The organism is Streptomyces sp. NPDC026673 (assembly GCF_040638135.1).
Taxonomy (GTDB): Bacteria; Actinomycetota; Actinomycetes; order Streptomycetales; family Streptomycetaceae; genus Actinacidiphila.
This window is the reverse complement of sequence record NZ_JBEZXR010000034.1, coordinates 70,360-92,751: the sequence shown is the minus strand read 5'-3', so window position 1 is coordinate 92,751 and position 22,392 is coordinate 70,360. Positions and strand designations below refer to the sequence as shown.

18 protein-coding genes are annotated in these 22,392 nt (G+C 71.5%); 8 read left to right on the top strand and 10 right to left on the bottom strand.

Annotated features, from left to right (window positions below):
- Positions 1 to 21: 21 nt before the first annotated feature.
- The 4 genes from AB0F62_RS23165 to AB0F62_RS23150 are packed head-to-tail and all read right to left on the bottom strand — an operon-like array spanning position 22 to position 2,976.
- Positions 22 to 789 carry a purine-nucleoside phosphorylase gene (locus tag AB0F62_RS23165; protein WP_361802120.1) on the bottom strand — a complete coding sequence of 256 codons (768 nt, stop codon included), beginning with the start codon at positions 787 to 789 and terminating at the stop codon, positions 22 to 24.
- Between the two features lie 50 nt (positions 790 to 839).
- A complete protein-coding gene (locus tag AB0F62_RS23160) occupies positions 840 to 1,688 on the bottom strand; it encodes a hypothetical protein (RefSeq protein WP_361802117.1) in 849 nt (282 codons plus the stop codon).
- Positions 1,685 to 2,593, bottom strand: a complete 909-nt coding sequence (locus tag AB0F62_RS23155; RefSeq protein WP_361802114.1) for an ABC transporter ATP-binding protein — start codon at positions 2,591 to 2,593, stop codon at positions 1,685 to 1,687. The genes AB0F62_RS23160 and AB0F62_RS23155 overlap by 4 nt, the downstream gene beginning before the upstream one ends.
- Positions 2,590 to 2,976 (bottom strand): GntR family transcriptional regulator, encoded by a 387-nt coding sequence (locus AB0F62_RS23150; RefSeq protein ID WP_361802111.1) that lies wholly within the window; start codon positions 2,974 to 2,976, stop codon positions 2,590 to 2,592. The genes AB0F62_RS23155 and AB0F62_RS23150 overlap by 4 nt, the downstream gene beginning before the upstream one ends.
- Positions 2,977 to 3,250: 274 nt before the next feature.
- On the opposite strand from AB0F62_RS23150, the gene AB0F62_RS23145 reads away from it, so the two are divergent.
- Together AB0F62_RS23145 and AB0F62_RS23140 are read left to right on the top strand one after the other, a co-directional pair.
- Positions 3,251 to 4,000 (top strand): winged helix-turn-helix domain-containing protein, encoded by a 750-nt coding sequence (locus AB0F62_RS23145; RefSeq protein WP_361802108.1) that lies wholly within the window; start codon positions 3,251 to 3,253, stop codon positions 3,998 to 4,000.
- Positions 3,997 to 4,857, top strand: coding sequence for an isocitrate lyase/phosphoenolpyruvate mutase family protein (locus AB0F62_RS23140; RefSeq protein WP_361802105.1), 861 nt, complete (start codon positions 3,997 to 3,999; stop codon positions 4,855 to 4,857). Before AB0F62_RS23145 ends, AB0F62_RS23140 begins: the two co-directional genes overlap by 4 nt.
- A gap of 54 nt (positions 4,858 to 4,911) precedes the next feature.
- On the opposite strand, the gene AB0F62_RS23135 is transcribed toward AB0F62_RS23140, so the two are convergent.
- From AB0F62_RS23135 to AB0F62_RS23120, 4 genes are all read right to left on the bottom strand, one after another.
- The gene (locus tag AB0F62_RS23135; protein WP_361802102.1) at positions 4,912 to 6,522 is read right to left on the bottom strand and encodes a glycerol-3-phosphate dehydrogenase/oxidase; all 1,611 of its coding nucleotides are present in this window, start codon (positions 6,520 to 6,522) and stop codon (positions 4,912 to 4,914) included.
- Between the two features lie 7 nt (positions 6,523 to 6,529).
- Positions 6,530 to 8,056, bottom strand: a complete 1,527-nt coding sequence (gene glpK / locus AB0F62_RS23130; RefSeq protein ID WP_361802099.1) for a glycerol kinase GlpK — start codon at positions 8,054 to 8,056, stop codon at positions 6,530 to 6,532.
- Positions 8,057 to 8,096: 40 nt separating this feature from the next.
- A complete protein-coding gene (locus tag AB0F62_RS23125) occupies positions 8,097 to 8,879 on the bottom strand; it encodes an MIP/aquaporin family protein (RefSeq protein WP_361802096.1) in 783 nt (260 codons plus the stop codon).
- A 229-nt stretch (positions 8,880 to 9,108) separates the two neighbouring features.
- A complete protein-coding gene (locus tag AB0F62_RS23120; RefSeq protein WP_361802093.1) occupies positions 9,109 to 9,873 on the bottom strand; it encodes an IclR family transcriptional regulator in 765 nt (254 codons plus the stop codon).
- Positions 9,874 to 10,122: 249 nt separating this feature from the next.
- Between AB0F62_RS23120 and metH the strand changes: the two genes are divergently transcribed.
- The 4 genes from metH (at position 10,123) to AB0F62_RS23100 (ending at position 18,107) form a co-directional block, all read left to right on the top strand.
- Complete coding sequence (metH, locus tag AB0F62_RS23115) at positions 10,123 to 13,629, top strand: methionine synthase (RefSeq protein WP_361802090.1); 3,507 nt, start codon at positions 10,123 to 10,125, stop codon at positions 13,627 to 13,629.
- 118 nt (positions 13,630 to 13,747) lie between these two features.
- Positions 13,748 to 14,449 carry an HAD family phosphatase gene (locus AB0F62_RS23110; protein WP_361802087.1) on the top strand — a complete coding sequence of 234 codons (702 nt, stop codon included), beginning with the start codon at positions 13,748 to 13,750 and terminating at the stop codon, positions 14,447 to 14,449.
- A 385-nt stretch (positions 14,450 to 14,834) separates the two neighbouring features.
- The gene (locus tag AB0F62_RS23105) at positions 14,835 to 16,421 is read left to right on the top strand and encodes an ABC transporter substrate-binding protein (RefSeq protein ID WP_361802084.1); all 1,587 of its coding nucleotides are present in this window, start codon (positions 14,835 to 14,837) and stop codon (positions 16,419 to 16,421) included.
- Between the two features lie 87 nt (positions 16,422 to 16,508).
- On the top strand, positions 16,509 to 18,107 hold the full coding sequence (locus AB0F62_RS23100; RefSeq protein WP_361802081.1) for an ABC transporter substrate-binding protein: 1,599 nt from the start codon (positions 16,509 to 16,511) through the stop codon (positions 18,105 to 18,107).
- 58 nt (positions 18,108 to 18,165) lie between these two features.
- On the opposite strand, the gene AB0F62_RS23095 is transcribed toward AB0F62_RS23100, so the two are convergent.
- Entirely contained in the window at positions 18,166 to 18,837 is a 672-nt protein-coding gene (locus AB0F62_RS23095; RefSeq protein ID WP_361802078.1) for a response regulator transcription factor, read from the bottom strand.
- A gap of 16 nt (positions 18,838 to 18,853) precedes the next feature.
- Positions 18,854 to 19,705: a PD-(D/E)XK nuclease family protein gene (locus AB0F62_RS23090; RefSeq protein ID WP_361802075.1), complete on the bottom strand. Its 852-nt coding sequence runs from the start codon at positions 19,703 to 19,705 to the stop codon at positions 18,854 to 18,856.
- 97 nt (positions 19,706 to 19,802) lie between these two features.
- Between AB0F62_RS23090 and AB0F62_RS23085 the strand changes: the two genes are divergently transcribed.
- Together AB0F62_RS23085 and AB0F62_RS23080 are read left to right on the top strand one after the other, a co-directional pair.
- On the top strand, positions 19,803 to 21,026 hold the full coding sequence (locus tag AB0F62_RS23085) for a site-2 protease family protein (protein WP_361802072.1): 1,224 nt from the start codon (positions 19,803 to 19,805) through the stop codon (positions 21,024 to 21,026).
- 439 nt (positions 21,027 to 21,465) lie between these two features.
- On the top strand, positions 21,466 to 22,374 hold the full coding sequence (locus tag AB0F62_RS23080) for a tRNA (adenine-N1)-methyltransferase (RefSeq protein WP_361802069.1): 909 nt from the start codon (positions 21,466 to 21,468) through the stop codon (positions 22,372 to 22,374).
- The last annotated feature ends 18 nt before the right edge of the window (positions 22,375 to 22,392 follow it).

Genomic DNA, 22,392 nt, shown 5'->3' with positions numbered 1-22,392 from the left:
GCAGATCGGCGTCCTGAGCGCTCACTTCTCGTCGCTTCCGTACTCGGTGGCCAGCAGATGCAAGGCGTCCAACGTTACCCGGCTGCCGCGGGCGACCCCCTCGGCGACCACCGCGCGGTACGGGTCGTAGCCGCCGGTCGCCTCCACGTCGACCAGGTCGTCGGCGTTGGCGCCGTCCACGACGAGCGCCCCGCCGGCCACCAGCCCGCGCGTCGACGCCAGCACGAGCAGGGCCGACAGCTCCATCTCGATCGCGGCGACCCCGGCCGCCGCGTAGGCGGCGCCGGGCAGCGGGAGGAAGCCCGGCTGGAAGGCCGCCCGCGTCCACACCACGCCCCGGTGGTGCGGGGCCCCCGCCGCCCGCGCCGCCCGCTGCAGCGCGAGCACCGCCTCGGGCGTCGCGAACGCCGGGTACTCCGGCGGCAGCAACTGCTGCGTCACCCCGTCGTCCCGTACCGCCGCCTCGGCGATCACCAGGTCGCCGTCCCCTATTCCGGCGCGGATCGCGCCGGCGGTGCCGAGCCGCAGGATCGTGCCGACGCCCGCCTCCGCCAGCTCCTGAAACAGGCACATCGCGCCCGGCCCGCCCACCCCGTGCGAGGACACCACGACCGGGGTGCCCTTCCAGACGCCGGTGAAGGTGCGGTACTCGCGGTGGTGCGAGACCTCCCGGGCGTCCGTGAGCAGGGCGGCGACCTCCGCCGCGCGCGCCGGGTCGCCGACGACGACGGCGTGCGGGGGCAGACCGGTCCGCGGGACGCGGGAGATGGGCAGGTGATCCGTGGTCATCGGGTCTCCGGGGCGGGGCGGGACTGTGTGGATCAGAGTAGGGCCCCGCTTCAGGCGGTCCGACGCCGGAGCAGGGCGAAGCAGGCCCCGCACGCGAGGGCGGCGAGGGTCAGCACGATGCCGGTCTCGACGAGCTGCAACGGCCAGTAGTGCGAGGGGGTGTGGACCAGCGTGCCGTGTGCACCGGAGGGTTCGACGTACCAGTTCCCGGTGCCGGGGTCGTCATGGCCCGTCCACGAGGTCGGCCACAGCTCGGAGCGGTACAGGCCCGCGGAGAGGAGCACGAGGGCGGTCGCGAGGAAGGCCAGCCCCAGTCCGCCGAGCGCGCGCCGCGTCAGCATCCCGGCCAGCGCGCCCAGGGCCAGGGCCAGGAGTGTGTGGGCGACCCCGGTCGGGCCGGTGGCGAGGAAGATGTCGTTCTCGTACCACCCGGGGCGGTCCTCGGGGTGACCCGTGGTCCACACCCACCGGAAGAGCAGGGTCAGGCCGGTGCCGCCCGCGGTCAGCAGCAGGGCGGGTACGGCGAGTCTGGCGGCGAGCCAGCGGGCGGGGGTGACCGACTGGACCCAGGAGAGCGCGGCGGTGCCCCGCTCCAGTTCCCGGCCGATGAGGGCGCCGCCGGCGAACACCGCCACGGCGAGCGGAAGCAGCGCGAAGGCGCGGCCCTGCAGGTGGAGGGGGATGTAGGCGTCGAAGGGCTCCGGGTCCTTGCAGCGCGGAACGCAGCCGGGGTCGTACCGCTCGTCGCCCGCGGTCAGCCACAGGGCGCGCAGCAGCCAGGCGGTCCCGGCCGCGACGAGGGCGATCCACAGCCACAGGGCCGTACGGTGCACGCGCACCACCGACCAGGGCAGACCGCGCAGCAGGGGCGGGCGCGGGGCAGGGGCGACGGCGGTCATGCGGCGGCCTCCTCGCGGGACGCGGGCGTGGCATCGGCGGTGAGCAGGGCGGGTGCCCCGGGGTTGCGCAGATGGGCGAGGACCAGCTCCTCGAGGGTGGGTTCCTCCACCAGCCAGCCGTCTCCGTCCAGCGCCCCGCCGGGACGGACCAGCGCGGTGCGGCCGCGGCCGCTGACGTGTTCCTCCACGACGGTGTGCGGGCCGAGGTCCGCGCCGGTGCCGGTGATCCGGCGGTGCGCGGCCAGCAGTTCGTCGGTGCCGCCGGCCAGCCGGACCCGGCCCTCGCCGAGCAGCAGCAGATGGTCGCAGACGCCGTCCAGTTCGGCGATGACGTGCGAGGAGATCACGATGGTCGTGCCGTGCTCCGCCGCCGAGGCCATGAGGGCGCCGGTCAGCTCGTGCCGGGCGAGCGGGTCGACGTCGGCCATCGGCTCGTCCAGGAGCACCAGTTCGGTCCGCTTGCCCAGGGCCAGGGCGAGCGCCACGCGGGTGCGCTGGCCGCCGGAGAGGGCGCGGACGCGGGCACCGGGTGTCAGCCCGCTGCCGTACGCGACGCGTTCGGCGGCCCCTTGGTCCCAGCGGCCCGGGTTGAGTTCGGCGCCCAGCCGCAGCGTCGCCTCGACGGTGAGCTGCGGATGGAGCGGCTTGTTCTGGGCGACATAGGAGAAGCGGGGGCGGGCCGCGCGCGGGGTCGTGCCGCACACCCGCACCTCTCCCTCCGTGGGCCGCAACAGTCCGGCGGCCAGGGCGAGCAGTGTCGACTTGCCCGCGCCGTTGGGCCCGACGAGCGCGCAGATCCTTCCGGCGGGCAGCCGGAAGGAGCAGTCGCGCAGCACGGGGTTCCGGCCCCACGCGTAGCGCATGCCGAGTCCGGCCGCCTCGACCGCGGCCGCTTCCTGGTTCATCTCTCCCCCTCGGTGAACTCCTGGTCCAGTACGGAGTGGAACAGCGCGGCCGCGTCCTCGCGGTCGAGCCCGGCGACGCGCGCCCGCCGCATCCAGTCGGTCAGTTCCCCCGCGAGCGGTGAGCCGGCCGGATCGGCGCCCAGTGACTTCTGCACGAAGGTCCCCACACCGCGCCGCGCCTCCACCAGGCCCTCCCGCTCCAGCTCCCGGTACGCCTTGAGCACGGTGTTCGGGTTGACGGCGGTCGCCTCGACGACCTCGCGGGCGGTGGGCAGCCGGTCGCCGGGCCGCAGCAGCCCCAGCCGCAGGGCCTGCTTCGTCTGCTGGACGATTTGGAGATAGGTGGCGACACCGCTGCGGCGGTCGATGCGGAACTCGACCATGCACCAAACACCCTTTCACTAAGTAAGTAGTGGAAGATTCCCGCCCGGCGGGTGTCTTGTCAAGCCGTCCGGTCCGATCCGCCACGGGGACGGGCGGTTGCTCCCCGGCGACCGCGGCTGCGGTCGACTCCGCTGTTGCGCCCCGCGGTTGACGCGGCCTCACGCCGCCGCTCCGCGCGACGACTCCGTACGCCCACCCGGCGGGCACCGCCCGGCACGGCGGGGCCGCGACACTTCGGCGCCCGCCGAAACGTCCTAGGCGCATGCTGGGGACATGGTGCGAACCGATCACCGAACCGATCACCGAACCGATCACGCGGGAGACGCTCTCGCCGCCCTCGCGTCCCTGCTCGCCGACGAGACGCGGGCCGCGATCTGCCTGGCGCTGCTCGACGGCCGGGCCTGGACCGCGGGGGAGCTGGCCCGGCACGCGGGCGTGGCCCCGTCCACCGCCAGCGAGCACCTCGGCCGGCTCGTCGCGGGCGGGCTGCTCACCGAGGAACGCCAGGGCCGCCACCGCTATGTGCGCCTCGCCGACGCCCGCACCGCGCAACTCGTCGAGGACCTCGCCGCACACGCCGGACCGCCGCCGACCCGGCCCCGCACACTCCGCGAGGCGAGCGCCCGCAGCGCCATGGCCCGCGCCCGGACCTGCTACGACCACCTCGCAGGACGCCTGGGCATCCTCGTCACGGACGCCATGACCGGGCGCGGACTGCTCTGCGAGGCCGCCGGGTTCACCCTCACCGACGAGGGAGCGGAGTGGTTCACCGGACTCGGCGTCGACCTGGCCGCCGCCCGCACCGGCCGCCGCCCGCTCGCCCGGCCCTGTCTGGACTGGACCGAGCGCCGCCCGCATCTGGCCGGGGTCGCCGGTGCCGCGCTGTGCGCGCACGCCCTCGGCTCCGGCTGGTGCGTGCGCATCGGCGGCGGCCGGGCCCTGAAGCTCACCGGGCCGGGCCGCGAGGCCCTCCGCACCCACCTCGGCATCCCGGCCGACGCCCTGGAGGCACCCGCCGCATGAACCGCTTCGACGCCTTCCGCGCGCTGCACCACGCCGAGCGCCCGCTCTTCCTGCCCAACGCCTGGGACCGCGCCTCGGCGGCCGCCCTCGCCGCCCGCGGATTCCCCGCGATCGGGACCACCAGCCTGGGCGTCGCGGCCGCGGCCGGCCTCCCGGACGCCACCGGCGCGACCCGCGAGACCACCCTCCGGCTCGCCCGCGACCTCGTCCGGTTGCCCGTCCTGGTCAGCGTCGACATCGAAGGCGGCTTCGGGTCCGCGCCCGAGGACGTCGCCGCGTTCGCCGCCGACCTCGAACGGTTCGGCGTCGCGGGCGTCAACATCGAGGACGGCCGCCCCGGGGGAGCGGGGCTGACCGACCCCGCCCTGCAGAGCGAACGCATCGCGGCGATCAAGCGGAGCGCTCCCGGGCTCTTCGTCAACGCCCGCACCGACACGTACTGGCTCGGCACCGCCGAGGAGGACCCGCGGCAGGAGACCCGCCGCCGCGCCGCCGCCTATCTCGCCGCGGGCGCCGACGGGATCTTCGTCCCCGGCCTGGTGGGCGAGGACGCCATCGCCGCGCTCGCGGCGGACGTCGCCGCCCCGCTCAACGTCCTGCTCCCGCCGGACGGTCCCGGCCCGCTGCGGCTCGGCGAGCTCGGGGTCCGCCGGGTCAGCACCGGCTCACTGCTCTTCCGCGCCGCGCTCCACGCCGCCGTGGAGACGGCCGGGCACGCCGCCCGCGGTGAACCGCTCCCGGCGGGACTGCCCTCGTACGCCCGGGCCCAGAGCCTGTCGGAGGCGTACGCACCCCCGGCGGGGTGGGACGGATCGGGGCCGGGCACGGAAACGCGAAGGCCCGGGCGGCCGGGGTGAGCGGGGAGGTCGGTCCGCTCGCCCCGGGCCGCCCGGGCCCGCGGGTCGGGGGTGTCAGTCGCGCCGGCCGGCCAGCAGCGACTCGACCCGCTCCCGGACGTCCGCGGTGTCCAGGCCGCGTACGGTCACGGTGGTACGGCGACGCAGCACGTCGTCCGCGGTCCGCGCCCACTCGTGGTCGCGGGCGTAGACGACCTGGGCCCAGATCTCCGGGCCGTCCGGGTGGATGCGCTCACCGAGCGCGGGGTCCTCGTTGACCAGCCGGGCGATGTCGAAGGACAGCGCGCCGTAGTGGGTGGCGAGATGGCGGGCGGTCAGCGGGTCGATGCGGTGGCCCGGTTCCCGGTCCACCAGCAGCCGGTGGGCGACCGCGTTGGGGTTGGCGACACCGGGAAGCGGGACCCGCCTGGGCAGGCGGTCCAGCGGCTCCATGTCCTCGTTCAGCGGGCCGCCGGGCAGCTTGGCGAGCTTGGCCATGACCGTGCGCCCGATGTGCCGGTACGTGGTCCACTTGCCGCCCGCGACCGACAGCATGCCGCCGCTGCCCTCGGTCACGACCGTCTCGCGCTTGGCCTTCTCCACGCCCCCCGGGCCGCCGGGCAGCACCCGCAGGCCCGCGAAGGCGTAGGTGATCAGGTCCCGGGAGAGGCTCTCGTCCCGCACCGAGTGGGCGGCCTCGTCCAGGATCTGCGTGATGTCGGCCTCGGTCGCCCGTACGTCGGCCGGGTCGCCGGTGTACTCCTCGTCGGTGGTGCCCAGCAGCAGCTGGTCCTCCCACGGCAGGGCGAACGTGATGCGGTACTTGTCGATCGGGGTGGCCATGGCGGCCTTCCACGGCGCCTTGCGCTTCAGGACGATGTGGGCGCCCTTGGACAGCCGGATGCTGGGGGCGGCGCCCTTGTCCTCCATCCGCCGCAGGTGGTCGACCCACGGGCCGGTCGCGTTGAGCACCAGCCGCGCGTCGACGCCGAACTCGGTGCCGTCCAGCCGGTCCTTCAGATCGGCGCCGGTGACCCGGCCGCGGGTGAAGCGCAGGCCGGTGACCTCGGCGTGGTTGAGGACGACGGCGCCCGCCTCCACGGCGGCGCGCACCGTCATGACCGCCATCCGCGAGTCGTTCATCTGGTGGTCGTAGTAGACCGCGACGGCCTTCAGGTTCTCCGTGCGCAGGGCGGGGTTGGCCGCCGCCGCCCTGGCCGGGGAGATCACCCTGCCGACCCCGTCCCCGAAGGCCGACAGCGCCGAGTAGGCGAACACGCCGGCCCCGAGCTTGGCGGCGCCGACCGGGCCGCCCCGGTAGACGGGCAGGTAGAAGGTGAGCGGGTTGACCAGGTGCGGAGCCACGTCCCTGGCCAGGACCCGCCGTTCCATGTGGTTCTCCGCCACCAGCTTGACCGCGCCGGTCTGCAGGTAGCGCAGACCGCCGTGGACGAGCTTGGAGGAGGCGGAGCTGGTGGCGCCGGCGAAGTCGCCGGCGTCCACCATCGCGACCCGCAGCCCCGACTGTGCGGCGTGCCATGCCACGGAGGTGCCCAGGATGCCGCCGCCGATGACCAGCAGGTCGTAGGTGGCGCGGCTCAGCAGTTCCCGGGTCTCGGCGCGGCCCGGGTTACGGCCGGCGGTCGGATGCGTCCCGAGAGCCGGGACGTGCTGCAGGGTGCTCATGATCGGTTCACTTCTCCTCTTCGATCCAGCCCATGGTCCGCTCGACGGCCTTGAGCCAGTTCTTGTACTCGCGGTCGCGGGCGTCCGCGTCCATGCGGGGGGTCCATTCGGCGGCCCGGCGCCAGTTGGCGCGCAGCTCGTCGGTGTCCGACCAGAAGCCCACCGCGAGACCGGCCGCGTAGGCGGCGCCCAGGCAGGTGGTCTCCGCGACCAGCGGGCGCACGACGGGCGCGTCCAGGAAGTCGGCGAGCGTCTGCATCAGCAGGTTGTTCGCCGTCATGCCGCCGTCGACCTTGAGCGCGGTCAGCTCCACGCCCGAGTCCTTGGTCATCGCGTCGACGATCTCGCGGGTCTGCCAGGCGGTCGCCTCCAGCACCGCGCGGGCGATGTGCGCCTTGGTGACGTAGCGGGTGAGGCCGGTCATCACGCCGCGGGCGTCGGAGCGCCAGTACGGGGCGAACAGACCGGAGAAGGCCGGCACGAAGTAGGCGCCGCCGTTGTCCTCGACCGACAGGGCCAGGGTCTCGATCTCGGCCGCGGTCTTGATCAGGCCCATCTGGTCGCGCATCCACTGCACGAGCGAACCGGTGACCGCGATCGAGCCCTCCAGGGCGTAGACCGGCTTCTGGTCGCCGATGCGGTAGCCGACGGTGGTGATCAGGCCGTTGTAGCTGTTGATCGGCTTCTCGCCGGTGTTCATCAGCAGGAAGGTGCCGGTGCCGTAGGTGGACTTGGCCTCGCCCTCGGAGAAGCAGGTCTGGCCGAACAGGGCCGCCTGCTGGTCGCCGAGCGCGGAGGCCACCGGCACGCCGGCCAGGGCGCCCGAGGCGGCCGTGCCGTACACCTCGGCGGAGGAGCGGATCTCCGGCAGCACCGCGGCGGGGACGCCGATCGACTCGAGGATCTTCTGGTCCCAGTCGAGGGTGTGCAGGTTCATCAGCAGCGTGCGCGAGGCGTTGGTCACGTCGGTGACGTGGTGTCCGCCGTCGACACCGCCGGTGAGGTTCCAGATCACCCAGCTGTCCATGGTGCCGAAGAGGATCTCGCCGCGCTCGGCGCGCTCGCGCAGGCCCTCGACGTTGTCGAGCAGCCAGCGGATCTTCGGGCCCGCGAAGTAGGAGGCCAGCGGCAGGCCGGTCTCGCGGCGGAAGCGGTCCTGGCCCACGTTCCGGCCGAGCTCCTTGCACAGGGCGTCGGTCCGGGTGTCCTGCCAGACCAGGGCGTTGTGCACCGGCTCACCGGTGTTCTTGTCCCAGAGCAGGGTGGTCTCGCGCTGGTTGGTGATGCCGATCGCCTTGACGTCGGCGGAGGTGATGCCGGCCTTGGCGACGGCCTCCTCGATGACCTCCTGCACGTTGGTCCAGATCTCGGCGGCGTCGTGCTCGACCCATCCCGGCTTGGGGAAGATCTGCGCGTGCTCCTTCTGGCCGACCGAGACGATGCGGCCGTCCTTGTCGAAGATGATGCAGCGCGAGGACGTGGTGCCCTGGTCGATGGCCGCGATGAACGGTCCTGTGGTGTGGGCGTCGGTCACGGTGTGCTCCTCAGGTCCTTGGGATGTCGGGGGCTGCTGCTCAGAACGCGATCTTGTAGAGGCCGGCCGCGAGGACCGAGCCCACGATCGGGCCGACAACGGGTATCCAGGCGTAGCGCCAGTCGGAGCCGCCCTTGTTGGGGAGCGGCAGGAGGGCGTGCACGATACGCGGACCGAGGTCGCGGGCGGGGTTGATGGCATATCCGGTCGGCCCGCCGAGCGAGAGGCCGATGCCGACCACGACCAGGGCGACCATCAGGGTGCCGGTACCGGAGACCGCGAGGCCCTTGGTGAGGCCCAGGGTCAGGATGAACAGCACCAGGACGAAGGTGCCGATGATCTCCGTCGCGAGGTTCTGCGCCACGTTGCGGATCTCGGGGCCGGTGGAGAATATGCCCAGCACCGGGCCGGGGCCCGTGGTCTGCTTCTCGGCCGCGGCGGTGGCCTGCGCCCCCGGGCCGCCGGTGATCTCGGCGTCGGTCAGGTGCGCCTGGAACTGGCCGTAGTAGGTGATCCACACCAGGGTGGCGCCGATCATCGCGCCCAGCATCTGGCCGGCCAGATAGACCGGGACCTTGCTCCACTCGCCGCTGTCGACCGCGAGGCCGATCGTGACGGCGGGGTTCAGATGGGCTCCGGAGAGGGAACCGGAGATGTAGGCGCCGGCCAGGACCGCGAAGCCCCAACCGAAGGTGATGGCCACCCAGCCGGCGTTCCGGGCCTTGGAGCTCTTGAGGGTGACAGCCGCGCAGACGCCGCCGCCGAGGAGGATCAGAACAGCGGTACCGATGGTCTCGCCGATGAAGATGTGGTCGCTGGACATGCGACTCCTTTGTCCTTCGTCCAGGGGAAGGCGAACCCCGGTCCCGTTCCGGAGTTCGTGGGCCTGTCACCAGGCCCTCGGCGGTCCCACGGTTACGTCCACCTTACCGACTCCGTCGGCTGGTGTTCGACAATGTCGACCGTCGAACGAGAGTGTTCTCCTGCGTGACCACGCGCGTCAAGAGTTCGTCAGGTTGCGGAAAGGTCTCCGCGTCGGGTCCCGGCCAGGGTCAGAAGCGGCCGGCGCCCAGGTCACGGGAGACCGCCCGGGCGCAGTCCCGCACGGCGGCGACCAGCTGCGGCCGGATCTCGCCGTCCGCGCAGACCCGTTCGACCGCCCCGGTGACGGCCACCGCCCCCACGGGCATGCGGTGCCGGTCGTGGATGGGGGCGGCGATGGAGGCCACACCGTCCCAGGTCTCCTCCAGGTCCGAGCCCCAGCCCCGGGCGCGGGTGAGGTCCAGCACGCCCTCGAAGTCCGCGTCCTCGATGATCGTGCGCGCGGTCAGCCGCTCGCGCTTCAGCTCGACCGCCTCGCCGTGCGCGACCGGGTCATAGGCCGAGAGCACCTTGCCCAGCGCGCTGCTGTGGAGCGGGTGCATGGCCCCGACCTCCAGTACCTGCCGGCTGTCGTCCGGGCGGAACACGTGGTGGACGATGAGCACCCCCTGCTGGTGCAGCACCCCCAGGTAGACGGCCTCCCCGCTGGAGCGCGCCAGGTCGTCGGTCCACACCAGGGCCCGGGCCCGCAGCTCGTGCACGTCCAGATAGCTGTTGCCGAGCCGGAGCAGCTCGGCCCCCAGCTGGTAGCGGCCCGAGACCGGATCCTGCTCGACGAAGCCCTCCTGCTGCAGCGTGCGCAGGATGCCGTGCGCGGTGCCCTTGGCCAGGCCCAGGGAGGAGGCCACGTCCGACAGGCCGAGCCTGCGCTCGCCACCGGCCAGCAGGCGCAGGATCGCGGCCGCCCTGCTGAGCGACTGGATGGGACCTGGCATGAACAACCCCTCCGTTAGGAACGACCACGCGTCGATTCGACTCGTTCGACTGGTTGTGCTGGTTCGACAATGCTGAACAACGTCAGACGATGCCGACCGTCATCATCCCAGAGAAGAGTGTGACACCGCCGTCCGCCCCTCGGAATGCCCCGCGGCGGAATCCGGGGTCTTGGCTACGCTGGCCTGGTGTGTACCAGCAGCACCGGCACACACCAAGCCGACAGCCGTCGCACTCCAGGGAGCACACCCATGGCCCAGCCGTCCCTTCCGTCCACAAGCAGTGCCCGAGGCGCAGCACTGCGAGAGGCCCTGGCGACCCGGGTGGTCGTCGCAGACGGGGCGATGGGCACGATGCTCCAGGCGCAGAATCCCACCCTCGACGACTTCCAGGGGCACGAGGGCTGCAACGAGGTCCTCAACGTCTCCCGTCCCGACATCGTCGCCTCCGTCCACCGCGAGTACTTCGCCGTCGGCGTGGACTGCGTGGAGACCAACACCTTCGGCGCCAACTTCTCCGCCCTCGGCGAGTACGACATCGCCGACCGGATCGTCGAGCTGTCCGAGGCGGGCGCCAGGATCGCCCGCGAGGTCGCCGACGAGTTCACCGCGCGGGACGGCCGGCAGCGCTGGGTCATCGGCTCCATCGGGCCCGGCACGAAGCTGCCGACGCTCGGGCACCTCGACTACGCCGTCCTCAAGGAGGGCTTCCGGCAGAACGCCGCCGGCCTCGTCTCCGGCGGCGCCGACGCCCTGCTCGTCGAAACCTGCCAGGACCTGCTGCAGATCAAGGCCGCCGTGCTCGGCACCAAGGAGGCGCTCGCCGAGGCCGGGCTCGACCTGCCGCTCTTCGTCCAGGTCGCCGTCGAGACGACCGGCACGATGCTGCTGGGCTCCGAGATCGGCGCCGCGCTCACCGCGCTGGAGCCGCTCGGCATCGACACCATCGGCCTGAACTGCTCCACCGGCCCCGCCGAGATGAGCGAGCACCTGCGCTACCTCGCCCGCCACGCCCGCGTCGGACTCTCCTGCATGCCGAACGCCGGACTCCCCATCCTCGGCAAGGACGGCGCCCACTTCCCGCTCGACCCCGAGGGCCTGGCCGACGCGCAGGAGGCCTTCGTCCGCGAGTACGGGCTGTCGCTGGTCGGCGGCTGCTGCGGCACCACCCCCGAGCACCTGCGCCAGGTCGTCGAGCGCGTCCGCGGCCACGAGGTCACCGCCAGGACGCCGCGCCCCGAGCCGGGCGCCTCCTCGCTGTACCAGACCGTCCCCTTCCGCCAGGACACCTCGTACCTGGCCATCGGCGAGCGCACCAACGCCAACGGCTCCAAGAAGTTCCGCGAGGCCATGCTGGACGGCCGCTGGGACGACTGCGTGGAGATGGCCCGCGAGCAGATCCGCGAGGGCGCCCACCTGCTCGACCTGTGCGTCGACTACGTCGGCCGCGACGGCGTCGCCGACATGAACGAGATCGCCGGACGCCTGGCCACCGCCTCCACCCTGCCGATCGTGCTGGACTCCACCGAGCCCGAGGTGCTCCGCGCCGGCCTGGAGAAGCTCGGCGGCCGCGCCGTGATCAACTCCGTCAACTACGAGGACGGCGACGGCCCCGACTCGCGTTTCGCCCGCACCACCCGCCTCGCGGTGGAGCACGGTGCCGCCCTGATCGCCCTCACCATCGACGAGGAGGGCCAGGCCCGCACCCCCGAGGCGAAGGTGGCCGTGGCCGAGCGCCTCATCGACGATCTGACCGGAAACTGGGGCATCGCCGAGAGCGACATCATCGTCGACTGCCTGACCTTCACCATCGCCACCGGCCAGGAGGAGTCCCGCAAGGACGGCATCTCCACCATCGAGGCGATCCGCGAGCTCAAGCGCCGCCACCCGGACGTGCAGACCACGCTCGGCCTGTCCAACATCTCCTTCGGCCTCAACCCGGCCGCCCGCATGGTGCTGAACTCGGTCTTCCTCCACGAGTGCGTCGAGGCCGGCCTGGACTCGGCGATCGTGCACGCCTCCAAGATCCTGCCGATCGCCCGCATCCCCGAGGAGCAGCGCGAGGTCGCCCTCGACCTGGTGTACGACCGGCGCCGCGAGGGCTACGACCCGCTGCAGCGCTTCCTGGAGCTCTTCGAGGGCGTCGACACCAAGTCGGTCAAGGCGAGCCGCGCCGAGGAGCTGGCCGCGCTGCCGCTGGAGGAGCGCCTGCAGCGGCGCATCATCGACGGCGAGAAGAACGGCCTGGAGGAGGATCTGGACGAGGCCCTGACGGCCCGCCCCGCCCTCGAGATCGTCAACGACACCCTCCTGGAGGGCATGAAGGTCGTCGGCGAGCTCTTCGGCTCCGGGCAGATGCAGCTGCCGTTCGTCCTGCAGTCGGCCGAGGTGATGAAGACCGCCGTCGCCCACCTCGAACCGCACATGGAGAAGTCCGACGCCTCCGGCAAGGGCACCATCGTGCTGGCCACCGTCCGCGGCGACGTCCACGACATCGGCAAGAACCTCGTGGACATCATCCTGTCCAACAACGGCTACAACGTCGTCAACCTCGGCATCAAGCAGCCCGTCTCGGCGATCCTCGACGCCGCGCACGAGCACTCCGCCGACGTCATCGGCATGTCCGGCCTGCTGGTGAAGTCCACGGTGATCATGAAGGAGAACCTGGAGGAGCTGAACCAGCGCGGCCTCGCCGCCACCTACCCGGTCATCCTCGGCGGCGCCGCCCTCACCCGGGCCTACGTCGAGCAGGACCTCCACGAGCTCTACGAGGGCGAGGTCCGCTACGCCCGCGACGCCTTCGAGGGGCTGCGCCTGATGGACGCCCTCATCGCCGTCAAGCGCGGCGTCCCCGGCGCCGCCCTCCCCGAGCTGAAGCAGCGCCGCGTGGCGGTGCGCGAGGGCGTGGTGCCCGAGCCGGAGGAGAACCGGGGCCAGATCCGCTCCGACGTCGCCGTCGACAACCCGGTGCCCACCCCGCCGTTCTGGGGCTCCCGCGTCGTCAAGGGCATCCCGCTCAAGGACTACGCGTCCTGGCTGGACGAGGGCGCCCTCTTCAAGGGCCAGTGGGGGCTCAAGCAGGCCCGCGCCGGCGGCCCCACCTACGAGGAGCTGGTGGAGACCGAGGGCCGTCCGCGGCTGCGCGGGCTGCTGGACCGCCTGCAGAGCGAGGGGCTGCTCGAAGCCGCGGTCGTCCACGGCTACTTCCCCTGCGTCTCCAAGGGCGACGACCTGATCATCCTGCACGAGGACGGCACCGAGCGGACCCGCTTCACCTTCCCGCGCCAGCGCCGCGGCCGCCGGCTCTGCCTGGCCGACTTCTTCCGCCCGGAGGAGTCCGGCGAGACCGATGTGGTCGGGCTGCAGGTCGTCACGGTCGGCAACCGGATCTCCGAGGCGGCCAACGAGCTCTTCGCCGCCGACGCCTACCGGGACTACCTGGAGCTGCACGGCCTGTCCGTCCAGCTCGCCGAGGCCCTGGCCGAGTACTGGCACGCCCGGGTCCGCGCCGAACTCGGCTTCGCCGGGGAGGACCCGGCCGCCATGGACGACATGTTCGCCCTGAAGTACCGGGGCGCCCGCTTCTCGCTCGGCTACGGCGCCTGCCCCGACCTGGAGGACCGGGCCAAGATCGCCGCGCTGCTGGAACCGGAGCGGATCGGGGTCCTCCTCTCGGAGGAGTTCCAGCTCCATCCGGAGCAGTCCACCGACGCGATCGTCATCCATCATCCGGAGGCCAAGTACTTCAACGCGCGGTAGTCGGACGTACGTCGTACACTGGACGGTCCGATACGGCACCTGGCCGGTCGCACGCCCCCACCACCCGGGCGCGAGGCGACCGGCCTTTGTGCCCCCTGGACACAGAGGAGTGGGGCGCATGACGAGCGGTATTCCCGTCACCGAGATCCGGCCCGCCCGGGAGGCCGGCCTGCAGGCCGTGCTCCTGGACATGGACGGCACGCTGGTCGACACCGAGGGCTTCTGGTGGCACGCGGAGGTCGAGGTCTTCGCGGAACTCGGCCACGTCCTGGACGACACCCACCGCGAGGTCGTCGTCGGCGGTCCCATGGCCCGCAGCCTGGGCCACCTCATCTCGGTCACCGGTACCGACGCCACGCTCGCCGAGCTGTCCACGCTGATCAACCTGCGCTTCGTCGAGCTGATCGGCCGCGGCGTGCCGCTGATGCCGGGCGCCCAGCGGCTGCTCACCGAGCTGGCCGCACACGGTGTGCCCGCCGCCCTCGTGTCCGCCTCCCACCGGCGCATCATCGACACCGTCATGCTCTCCCTCGGCTCCCACCACTTCGCCTTCTCCCTCGCCGGGGACGAGGTCGAGCGGAGCAAGCCGCACCCCGACCCGTACCTGGTCGCCGCCGCCCGCCTCGGCGCGGATCCCGCGCGGTGCGTGGTGGTCGAGGACACCCCCACCGGGGTCGCCGCCGCGGAGGCGGCCGGCTGCCGGGTCGTGGCCGTCCCGTCCATCGCCGCCATCGAGCCGGTCCCGGGCCGGACGGTGGTGAGCTCCCTGGAAGGGGTCGACGTGCCATTTCTGCGCTCTCTGATTACGCCCGTTCACTGAGAGTCGCCGTGAATTGAACGGGAACTCTGGGCGCTTGCCCGGCTATTTTCCGTGACGATTCGGTGTTGCCGAATTGTTTACCGGCCAGTACTCCGGGACGTGATACTTTTCACGTCGACGGAGGTCGACAGCGCGCGCCGAACGTGCTTCGGTCCGTCAAATGAGGGTGCGGTCGGGGTGGTTGTGTCCGTATTGGGAACCTGCGGACCGTTCGTTCCGCTGTCCGGATATCGGTACCGCACCCCCTGTTATCCCCCTGTGACGCGGGCTCAACTTCTCCGTGTTCGGGGGCGGTCCACGGGAATGCCGGGCGCCCGCAATTGCGGGTATCGTCGCCCCGCTCAACACTGCGCGGCCGAGGGCCGGAAGAGGGAGAACAACGAGGATGAATCGCAAGCTACTGGTGCTGCCGGCCCTTCTGGGCCTTGCCGCGCCCGTACTCGCCGGCTGCGGTGATTCGACCGGCGGCGGCGGTGGCGGCGCCATCGTCATCGGCACGACGGACCACATCGAGGCGTCCAAGGACCAGCCCTCGCCCCTGGACCCGGCCACGTCGTACGACAGTGCCTCCTGGAACTTCTTCAACAACACCTTCCAGATGCTGTTGGGCTACCCGCGCAGTTCCACCACCCCGCAGCCGGACGCCGCTCAGTCCTGCGGCTTCTCCGACACCAAGTCCGAGACGTACCGCTGCACCCTGCGCGACGGCCTGAAGTTCTCCAACGGCCACGCGCTGACCGCGGAGGACGTCAAGTACTCCATCGACCGCCTGCTGAAGATCAAGAGCGACTTCGGCCCGGTCAGCCTCCTGTCGAACGTCGACGCCGTCGAGGCGCCGGACGACAAGCAGGTGGTCTTCCACCTCAAGTCGCCGGACGCCACCTTCCCCTTCAAGCTGGCGACCCCGGCCGCGGCCATCGTCGACAGCGAGGTGTACGAGTCGTCCCAGGGCCACCCGGGCCTCGAGATCGTCGGCTCCGGTCCCTACAAGGTCGACTCCTGGGACAAGGACAAGGCCGTCTTCAGCGCCAACCCCAACTACAAGGGGCTGATGAAGCGCAACAACGAGAAGGTCGAGGTCCGTTTCTTCCAGGACTCCGGCGTGATGAAGAAGGCGCTCGCGGACGGCGACGTCGACGTCGTGACGCGTACCTTCAGCCCGGAGCAGATCAACGAGATCGACCAGGGCAAGGTCCCGAACGTCAAGTCGACCGAGGCGGCCGGCGGTGGCGTGCGCTACCTGTTCTTCAACATCAACGACTCGTCGGTGAAGTCGGGGGCGGTCCGCGAGGCCATCGCCCGCGTCGTCGACCGCGACGCCCTGACCCGTGACGTGCTCGGCCGCACCGCCTCGCCGCTGTTCGGCGCCGTGCCCACCGGCATCACCGGCCACAGCAACGCGTTCTTCAACAAGTACGGCGAGCCCGACCGCGAGAAGGCCGCCCAGGTGCTGGCCGACGCCGGCATCAGCACCCCGGTCAAGCTCACGTTCGCGTACCCGACCAACCGGCCCGCCACCCCGAACAAGGCCGAGGCCGAGGACCTGAGCAAGCAGCTCAACAACACCGGCCTGTTCGACGTGACCCTCAAGAGCATGAAGTGGGACGCCTTCATCCAGGGCGCGGTCAAGGGCAAGTGGGCGGCGTACTCGCTCAGCTGGCTCCCCGACTTCCCGGACGCGGACAACTACATCGCGCCGTTCTTCGCCGAGGGCTTCGTCAATCTCAACTACCCGGGCGGTCCCATCAAGTCCTCGCTGCTGCCCGCCACCCGTCAGCTGGCCGACCGCGGCAAGACGGACAAGGACTTCGGGCGGATGCAGGAGATCCTCGCCGACGACATCCCGATGATCCCGCTCTACCAGGACAAGCAGTACGTCGCTTCGCGCGACGACGTCACCGGTGCGGAATGGTGCCTTAATTCCTCGTCCACCACCCAGTTCTGGGAACTGGGGAAGGGCGTGGCAGGATAAGCCACCGGCTCGCACGGATCCGGGCATTCCACCCGGGTCCGTGCGAGTCGGGGCCAGCAGGTACAACGAAGCTGTGAGGGAACTCTCGTGAGGAATCGAGTCCAGCGACTGGCGATCCCGCTCTCCGCGACCGTGACCGCCGTCGTGGTCGCCGGCTGCGGCACGGGAGGACCAGAAGGGGAGTCCGGCGGGGATCCCCTCACCATGGGCATCACCGACAAGGTGACCGCCGTCGATCCCGCCTCCGGCTACGACGTCGGCTCCTGGATCGTCTTCAACAACGTCTTCCAGTCGTTGCTCAGCTTCCCCAAGGGCGCCACCAAGCCCGAACCCGAGGTCGCCGAGAGCTGCCGGTTCACCGATCCGCAGAGCCGGACCTTCGACTGCACCCTGCGACAGGGTCTGAAGTTCAGCAACGGCGAGGCGCTCACCTCCGAGGACGTCAAGTTCTCCTTCGAGCGCACCATCAAGATCAACGACGAGAACGGCCCCGCCGTCCTCCTCGACTCGATCAAGACGATCGAGACCCCCACGCCGGAACGCGTCGTCTTCCACCTGAAGTACTCCGACGCGACCTTCCCCATGAAGATCGCCTCCGGTGCCGGGTCGATCGTCGACCACACGCAGTACCCGGCGGACAAGCTCCGCACGGACAACAAGGCGATGGGCTCCGGCCCCTACAAGCTCGAGTCGTACGACGCCGGCAAGCAGGCCGTCTTCTCCGTCAACGGGGACTACAAGGGCACCGCCGAGATCCGCAACTCCGGCATGACGATGAAGTTCTTCGCCGACGAGCCCACCCTGAAGAAGGCCGTCGAGGACGGCAGCGTCGACCTCGCCTACCGTGGTCTGGCCTCCGCCGACATCGCCGCGCTCCAGCGGAGCTCCATAGCCGGCGACACCGGCATCCAGGTCGTCGAGGGCACCGGCGCCGAAGTCCAGCACCTGGTGTTCAACCTCAAGGACCCCGTCGTGGGCAGCGAGGCCGTCCGCCGCGCCGTGGCCTACCTGGTGGACCGCAAGGCCTTCATCCGCGACGTCTACCAGCGCACCGCCACCCCGCTCTACTCGATCGTCCCGCAGGGCATCACCGGCCACAACACCGCCTTCTTCGACCGCTACGGCGAGGGCGGCGACAAGGCCAAGGCCGCCGCGGCGCTCAGCGAGGCCGGCATCACCGGCAAGGTCAAGTTCACCCTGTGGGCGACCCCCGTCCGCTTCGGCCCCGGCACCGTCGCCGAGCTCAAGGCGATCGCCAAGCAGCTCAACGCCAGCGGCCTGTTCGAGGTGAACGTCAAGACCACCGACGCCGACCAGTACGCCAAGGACATCGCGGACGGCAAGTACGCCGTCTACGTCCGCGGCTGGGTCCCCGACTACCCGGACCCCGACAACTTCACCGCCCCGTTCTTCGGCGAGGGCAACGTGCTGTCCAACAACTACGTCAACAAGCGGATCACCGGCGACCTGCTCCCGCGGGCCGCCGCCGAGGACGCCCGCGCGTCGACCACCAGTGACTTCGAAGAGCTGCAGAACATGGTCGCCGAGGACGTCCCGATCATCCCGCTGTGGCAGGGCAAGCAGTACGTGGTCGCCAAGGACAACATCAACGGCCTCGAGTGGACCCTGGACGCCTCCACCGTCTTCCGCTTCTGGGAGATCCACAAGGGCGCCTCGACCTCGTAACCGGCACGATCCGGCCGGCGACGGCACCGGAGCACCGCGGGACGAACGCCCCGGGACGCTACTGCGCCCCGGGGCGTACCAGTCCGCTCTCGTAGGCGTAGACCGCGGCCTGCACCCGGTCGCGCAGCGCCAGCTTCGTCAGTACATGGCCCACATGGGTCTTCACCGTCGTCTCGCTCACGAACAGCTCCGCGGCGATCTCGGCGTTGGACAGGCCCCGCGCCACCAGCTTCAGCACCTCGACCTCCCGGTCGGTCAGGGTGTGCAGCGCCTGCGGCACCGGCTCCTCGCCCGACGGCAGCCGGCCGGCGTACTTGTCCAGCAGACGCCGCGTGATGCTCGGCGCGAGCATCGCCTCACCCGCCGCGACCACCCGGATCGCCTGCACGAGCTCGTGTGCCGGGGCGTCCTTCAGCAGGAAACCGCTCGCGCCCGCGCGCAGCGCCTCCACCACGTACTCGTCGAGATCGAACGTGGTCAGCACCAGCACCTTCGCCGGACCGTCCCGGTCGGGCCCGGTGATCTGCCGGGTGGCCTCCACGCCGTCCATCCGCGGCATGCGGATGTCCATCAGCACCACATCGGGCTGCAGCACCCGCACCTGCTCCAGGGCCTGCTGACCGTCCCCCGCCTCGCCGACCACCGCCAGATCGCCCTCGGCCTCCAGGATCATCCGGAAGCCTGTGCGCAGCAGCGGCTGGTCGTCCACCAACAGGACGCGAATAGCCACGAGATCTCCTTCGCCCTCAGGACTCCCCATTCTTCCCCACGACGGGCAGCGGATAGGGCGGGGGAGTTCCCCCGAACGACGGGCACACCGCCTGGTGGTCGCACCAGTCGCACAGCCTGCTCGGCCTCGGCCGCCAGTCGCCCGACTCCGTCGCCCGCGTGATCGCCTGCCACAGCGCCTCCAGCTTCCGGCCGACCGCCCGCAGCTCCCCCTCCGACGGGTCGTACGTCAGCACCTCGCCGCTGCCCAGGTAGACCAGCTGCAGCCGGCGCGGCACCACGCCCCGCAGCCGCCACAACACCAGCGCGTAGAACTTCATCTGGAACAGCGCCTCGTCCGCGTACTCGGGGCGCGGGGCCCGGCCGGTCTTGTAGTCGACCACCCGCAGGTCGCCCGAGGCCGCGGCCACGTCGAGGCGGTCGATGTAACCGCGCAACGTGAGCCCGGACTCCAGCTCGGTCTCCACATACAGCTCGCGCTCGGCCGGCTCCAGCCGCGTCGGGTCCTCCAGCGAGAACCAGCGCTCCACCAGCCGGGCGGCCTCCTCCAGCCACTCCGCCAGCCCCTGCCCCTCACCCGGGGCGAACAGCTCCGACAGCTCGGGACGCTGCTCCAGCAGGCGCTCCCACTGGGCCGGCACCATCGCCCGGGCCCGGTCCGCCGTCCGCTCCGACGCGGGGACGTCGAAGAGCCGCTCCAGCACCGCGTGCACCACCGTGCCCCGCGTCGCCGCCTGGCTCGGCTTCTCCGGCAGCTTGTCGATCACCCGCAGCCGGTACAGCAGCGGGCACCGCATGAAGTCGGCGGCGCGCGACGGCGACAGGGAGGACGGCGGCCTCGGTGGAATGGCTTCGGTACTGGTGCCCATGGCAGGACCCTACGGGGTGGCACCGACAGCCGGTGTCGGCTCCCGGCAACCGGGCAATACCATCGACGTCGGAGCGTCGGCACAACGAGGGGAACCAGTGAACGAGAGCCAGCAGCCGCCGCCGGGCGGCGAGCAGACTCCCGGACCCGACGGCGGGCCCGCCAAACGACCCGCGGGACCCGGCGGCGGCATCCTCATGGGCCGCTTCTTCGGCGTGCCCGTCTACGTAGCGCCCAGCTGGTTCCTCGTCGCCGCCCTCATCACCTGGGTGTTCGGCGGCCAGCTCGACCGGGTCCTGCCCGAGCTCGGCGGCATCCGCTATCTCGTCTCGCTCTTCTTCGCGGTCGCCTTCTACGCCTCCGTCCTCGTCCACGAACTCGCGCACACGCTGGCGGCGATCCGCTTCGAACTCCCCGTGCGCCGTATCCAGCTGCAGTTCTTCGGGGGCGTCTCCGAGATCGAGAAGGAGTCCGAGACCCCCGGCCGCGAATTCGTCCTCGCCTTCGTCGGCCCGCTGCTCTCGCTCGCCCTCGCGGGCGTGTTCTACCTCGGCATGCTCGGCGTCGACCCCGACACCGTCCCCGGCGTCCTGCTCGCCGGGCTCATGATCAGCAACCTGCTCGTGGCCGCCTTCAATCTGCTGCCCGGACTCCCGCTCGACGGCGGCCGCATGCTCCGCGCCGTCATCTGGAAGATCAGCGGCAGGGCCATGACCGGCACCGTCGCCGCCGCCTGGACCGGCCGCGCGCTCGCCATCGCCGTCCTCGTCGGCCTGCCCCTGCTGTCGTACGCGGGCGGCATGAGCGAGGAGGGCGCCACCGGCTTCGACTCCCTCACCGACGCCCTGCTCGCGGCCATCCTCGCCGCCATCATCTGGACCGGCGCCGGCAACAGCCTCCGCATGGCCCGGCTCCGCGAGCACCTGCCCGAGCTCCAGGCCCGCACCCTCACCCGGCGCGCCCTGCCCGTCGCCTCCGACACCCCGCTGTCCGAGGCCCTGCGCCGGGCCAACGAGGCGGGCGCCCGCGCCCTCGTCGTCGTCGACGGCCAGGGCACCCCCACCGCCGTCGTCCGCGAGGCCGCCATCGTCGGCGTCCCCGAGCACCGCCGGCCCTGGGTCGCCGTCTCCGGGCTCGCCCAGGACCTCAAGCCCGGCATGAAGGTCTCCGCGGAACTCGCCGGCGAGGACCTCCTGGACACCCTGCGTGCCACCCCCGCCACGGAGTACCTCGTCGTCGAGAACTCCGGCGAGGTCTACGGCGTCCTGTCCACCGCCGACGTGGAGAAGGCCTTCCTCGCCGCGATGGCTCGCCCCTCTTAAGAGGCTCGGTTCGCCTCCGGGGGCGCCCTCTGCACCTGTGGGGGTACCTCCCAGCCGCCAGGCTGGGGTGGGGGTACCTCCCAGCCGCCAGGCTGGGGGAGGTCGACCGTTCTCGACTCCTCGTTCCTCGGAGCCTCCGTTCCCCCGGCTACCGCCGGGAGGCGCCCCCACTCCCTTTCGACAGGCGCGTGCCCCTTCGGCCCACTCGCCGTGCGCAGGTGTGCGCGCCGTCCAGGCCACCGCGGACGCCTCGGCGGTTCGCGCGGTGCACCTCTCACTGTTGCCTCGGCGAGTGAGCCGAAGGGCGCGGCCAGTGCCGAAAGGGAGAGCACGCGGAGGTCGCGAGGAACGAGTGACCGAGCATGGTCGACTGTCGGCACTGGCACAGAGCGCCCGGAGGCGAACCGAGCCCTTAAAAATGAACGGTAGGCTAGTCCGCATGTCCGAACCGACCGGTGCCGCCCGCCGTCGCGGGCCCTTCAAGGTCGGGGACCAGGTCCAGCTCACCGATCCCAAGGGACGCCACTACACGTTCACGCTCGAAGCCGGGAAGAACTTCCACACCCACAAGGGTTCCTTCCCCCACGACGAGCTGATCGGCGCCCCCGAGGGCAGTGTGGTCCGTACCACGGGAAACGTCGCCTACCTCGCGCTGCGCCCCCTGCTCCCCGACTACGTCCTGTCCATGCCCCGCGGCGCCGCCGTGGTCTACCCCAAGGACGCGGGGCAGATCCTGTCGATGGCCGACATCTTCCCCGGCGCACGCGTCGTGGAGGCGGGCGTCGGCTCCGGCTCGCTCAGCATGTTCCTGCTGCGCGCCGTCGGCGACCAGGGGATGCTGCACTCCTACGAGCGCCGCGCCGACTTCGCCGAGATCGCCACCCAGAACGTCGAGCGCTACTTCGGCGGTCCGCACCCCGCCTGGCAGCTCACCGTCGGCGACCTCCAGGACAACCTCAGCGACACCGAGGTCGACCGCGTCATCCTCGACATGCTCGCCCCCTGGGAGTGCCTGGAGGCCGTCTCCAAGGCCCTGGTTCCCGGCGGCATCCTCTGCGCCTACGTCGCCACCACGACCCAGCTCGCCCGCACCGTCGAGGCGATCCGCGAGCACGGCACGTTCAACGAGCCGTCCGCCTGGGAGACGATGGTGCGCACCTGGCACATCGAGGGCCTGGCCGTCCGCCCCGACCACCGCATGATCGGGCACACCGGCTTCCTGCTGACCGCCCGCCGTCTCGCCGACGGCGTGGAGCCGCCGCTGCGGCGCCGGCGCCCCGCCCCCGGCGCGTACGGCGAGGACTACAGCGGCCCGGGCGGCGGCAAGTCGGCCGCCACCGGAGCGTAACCACCCGACCCCGAAGCG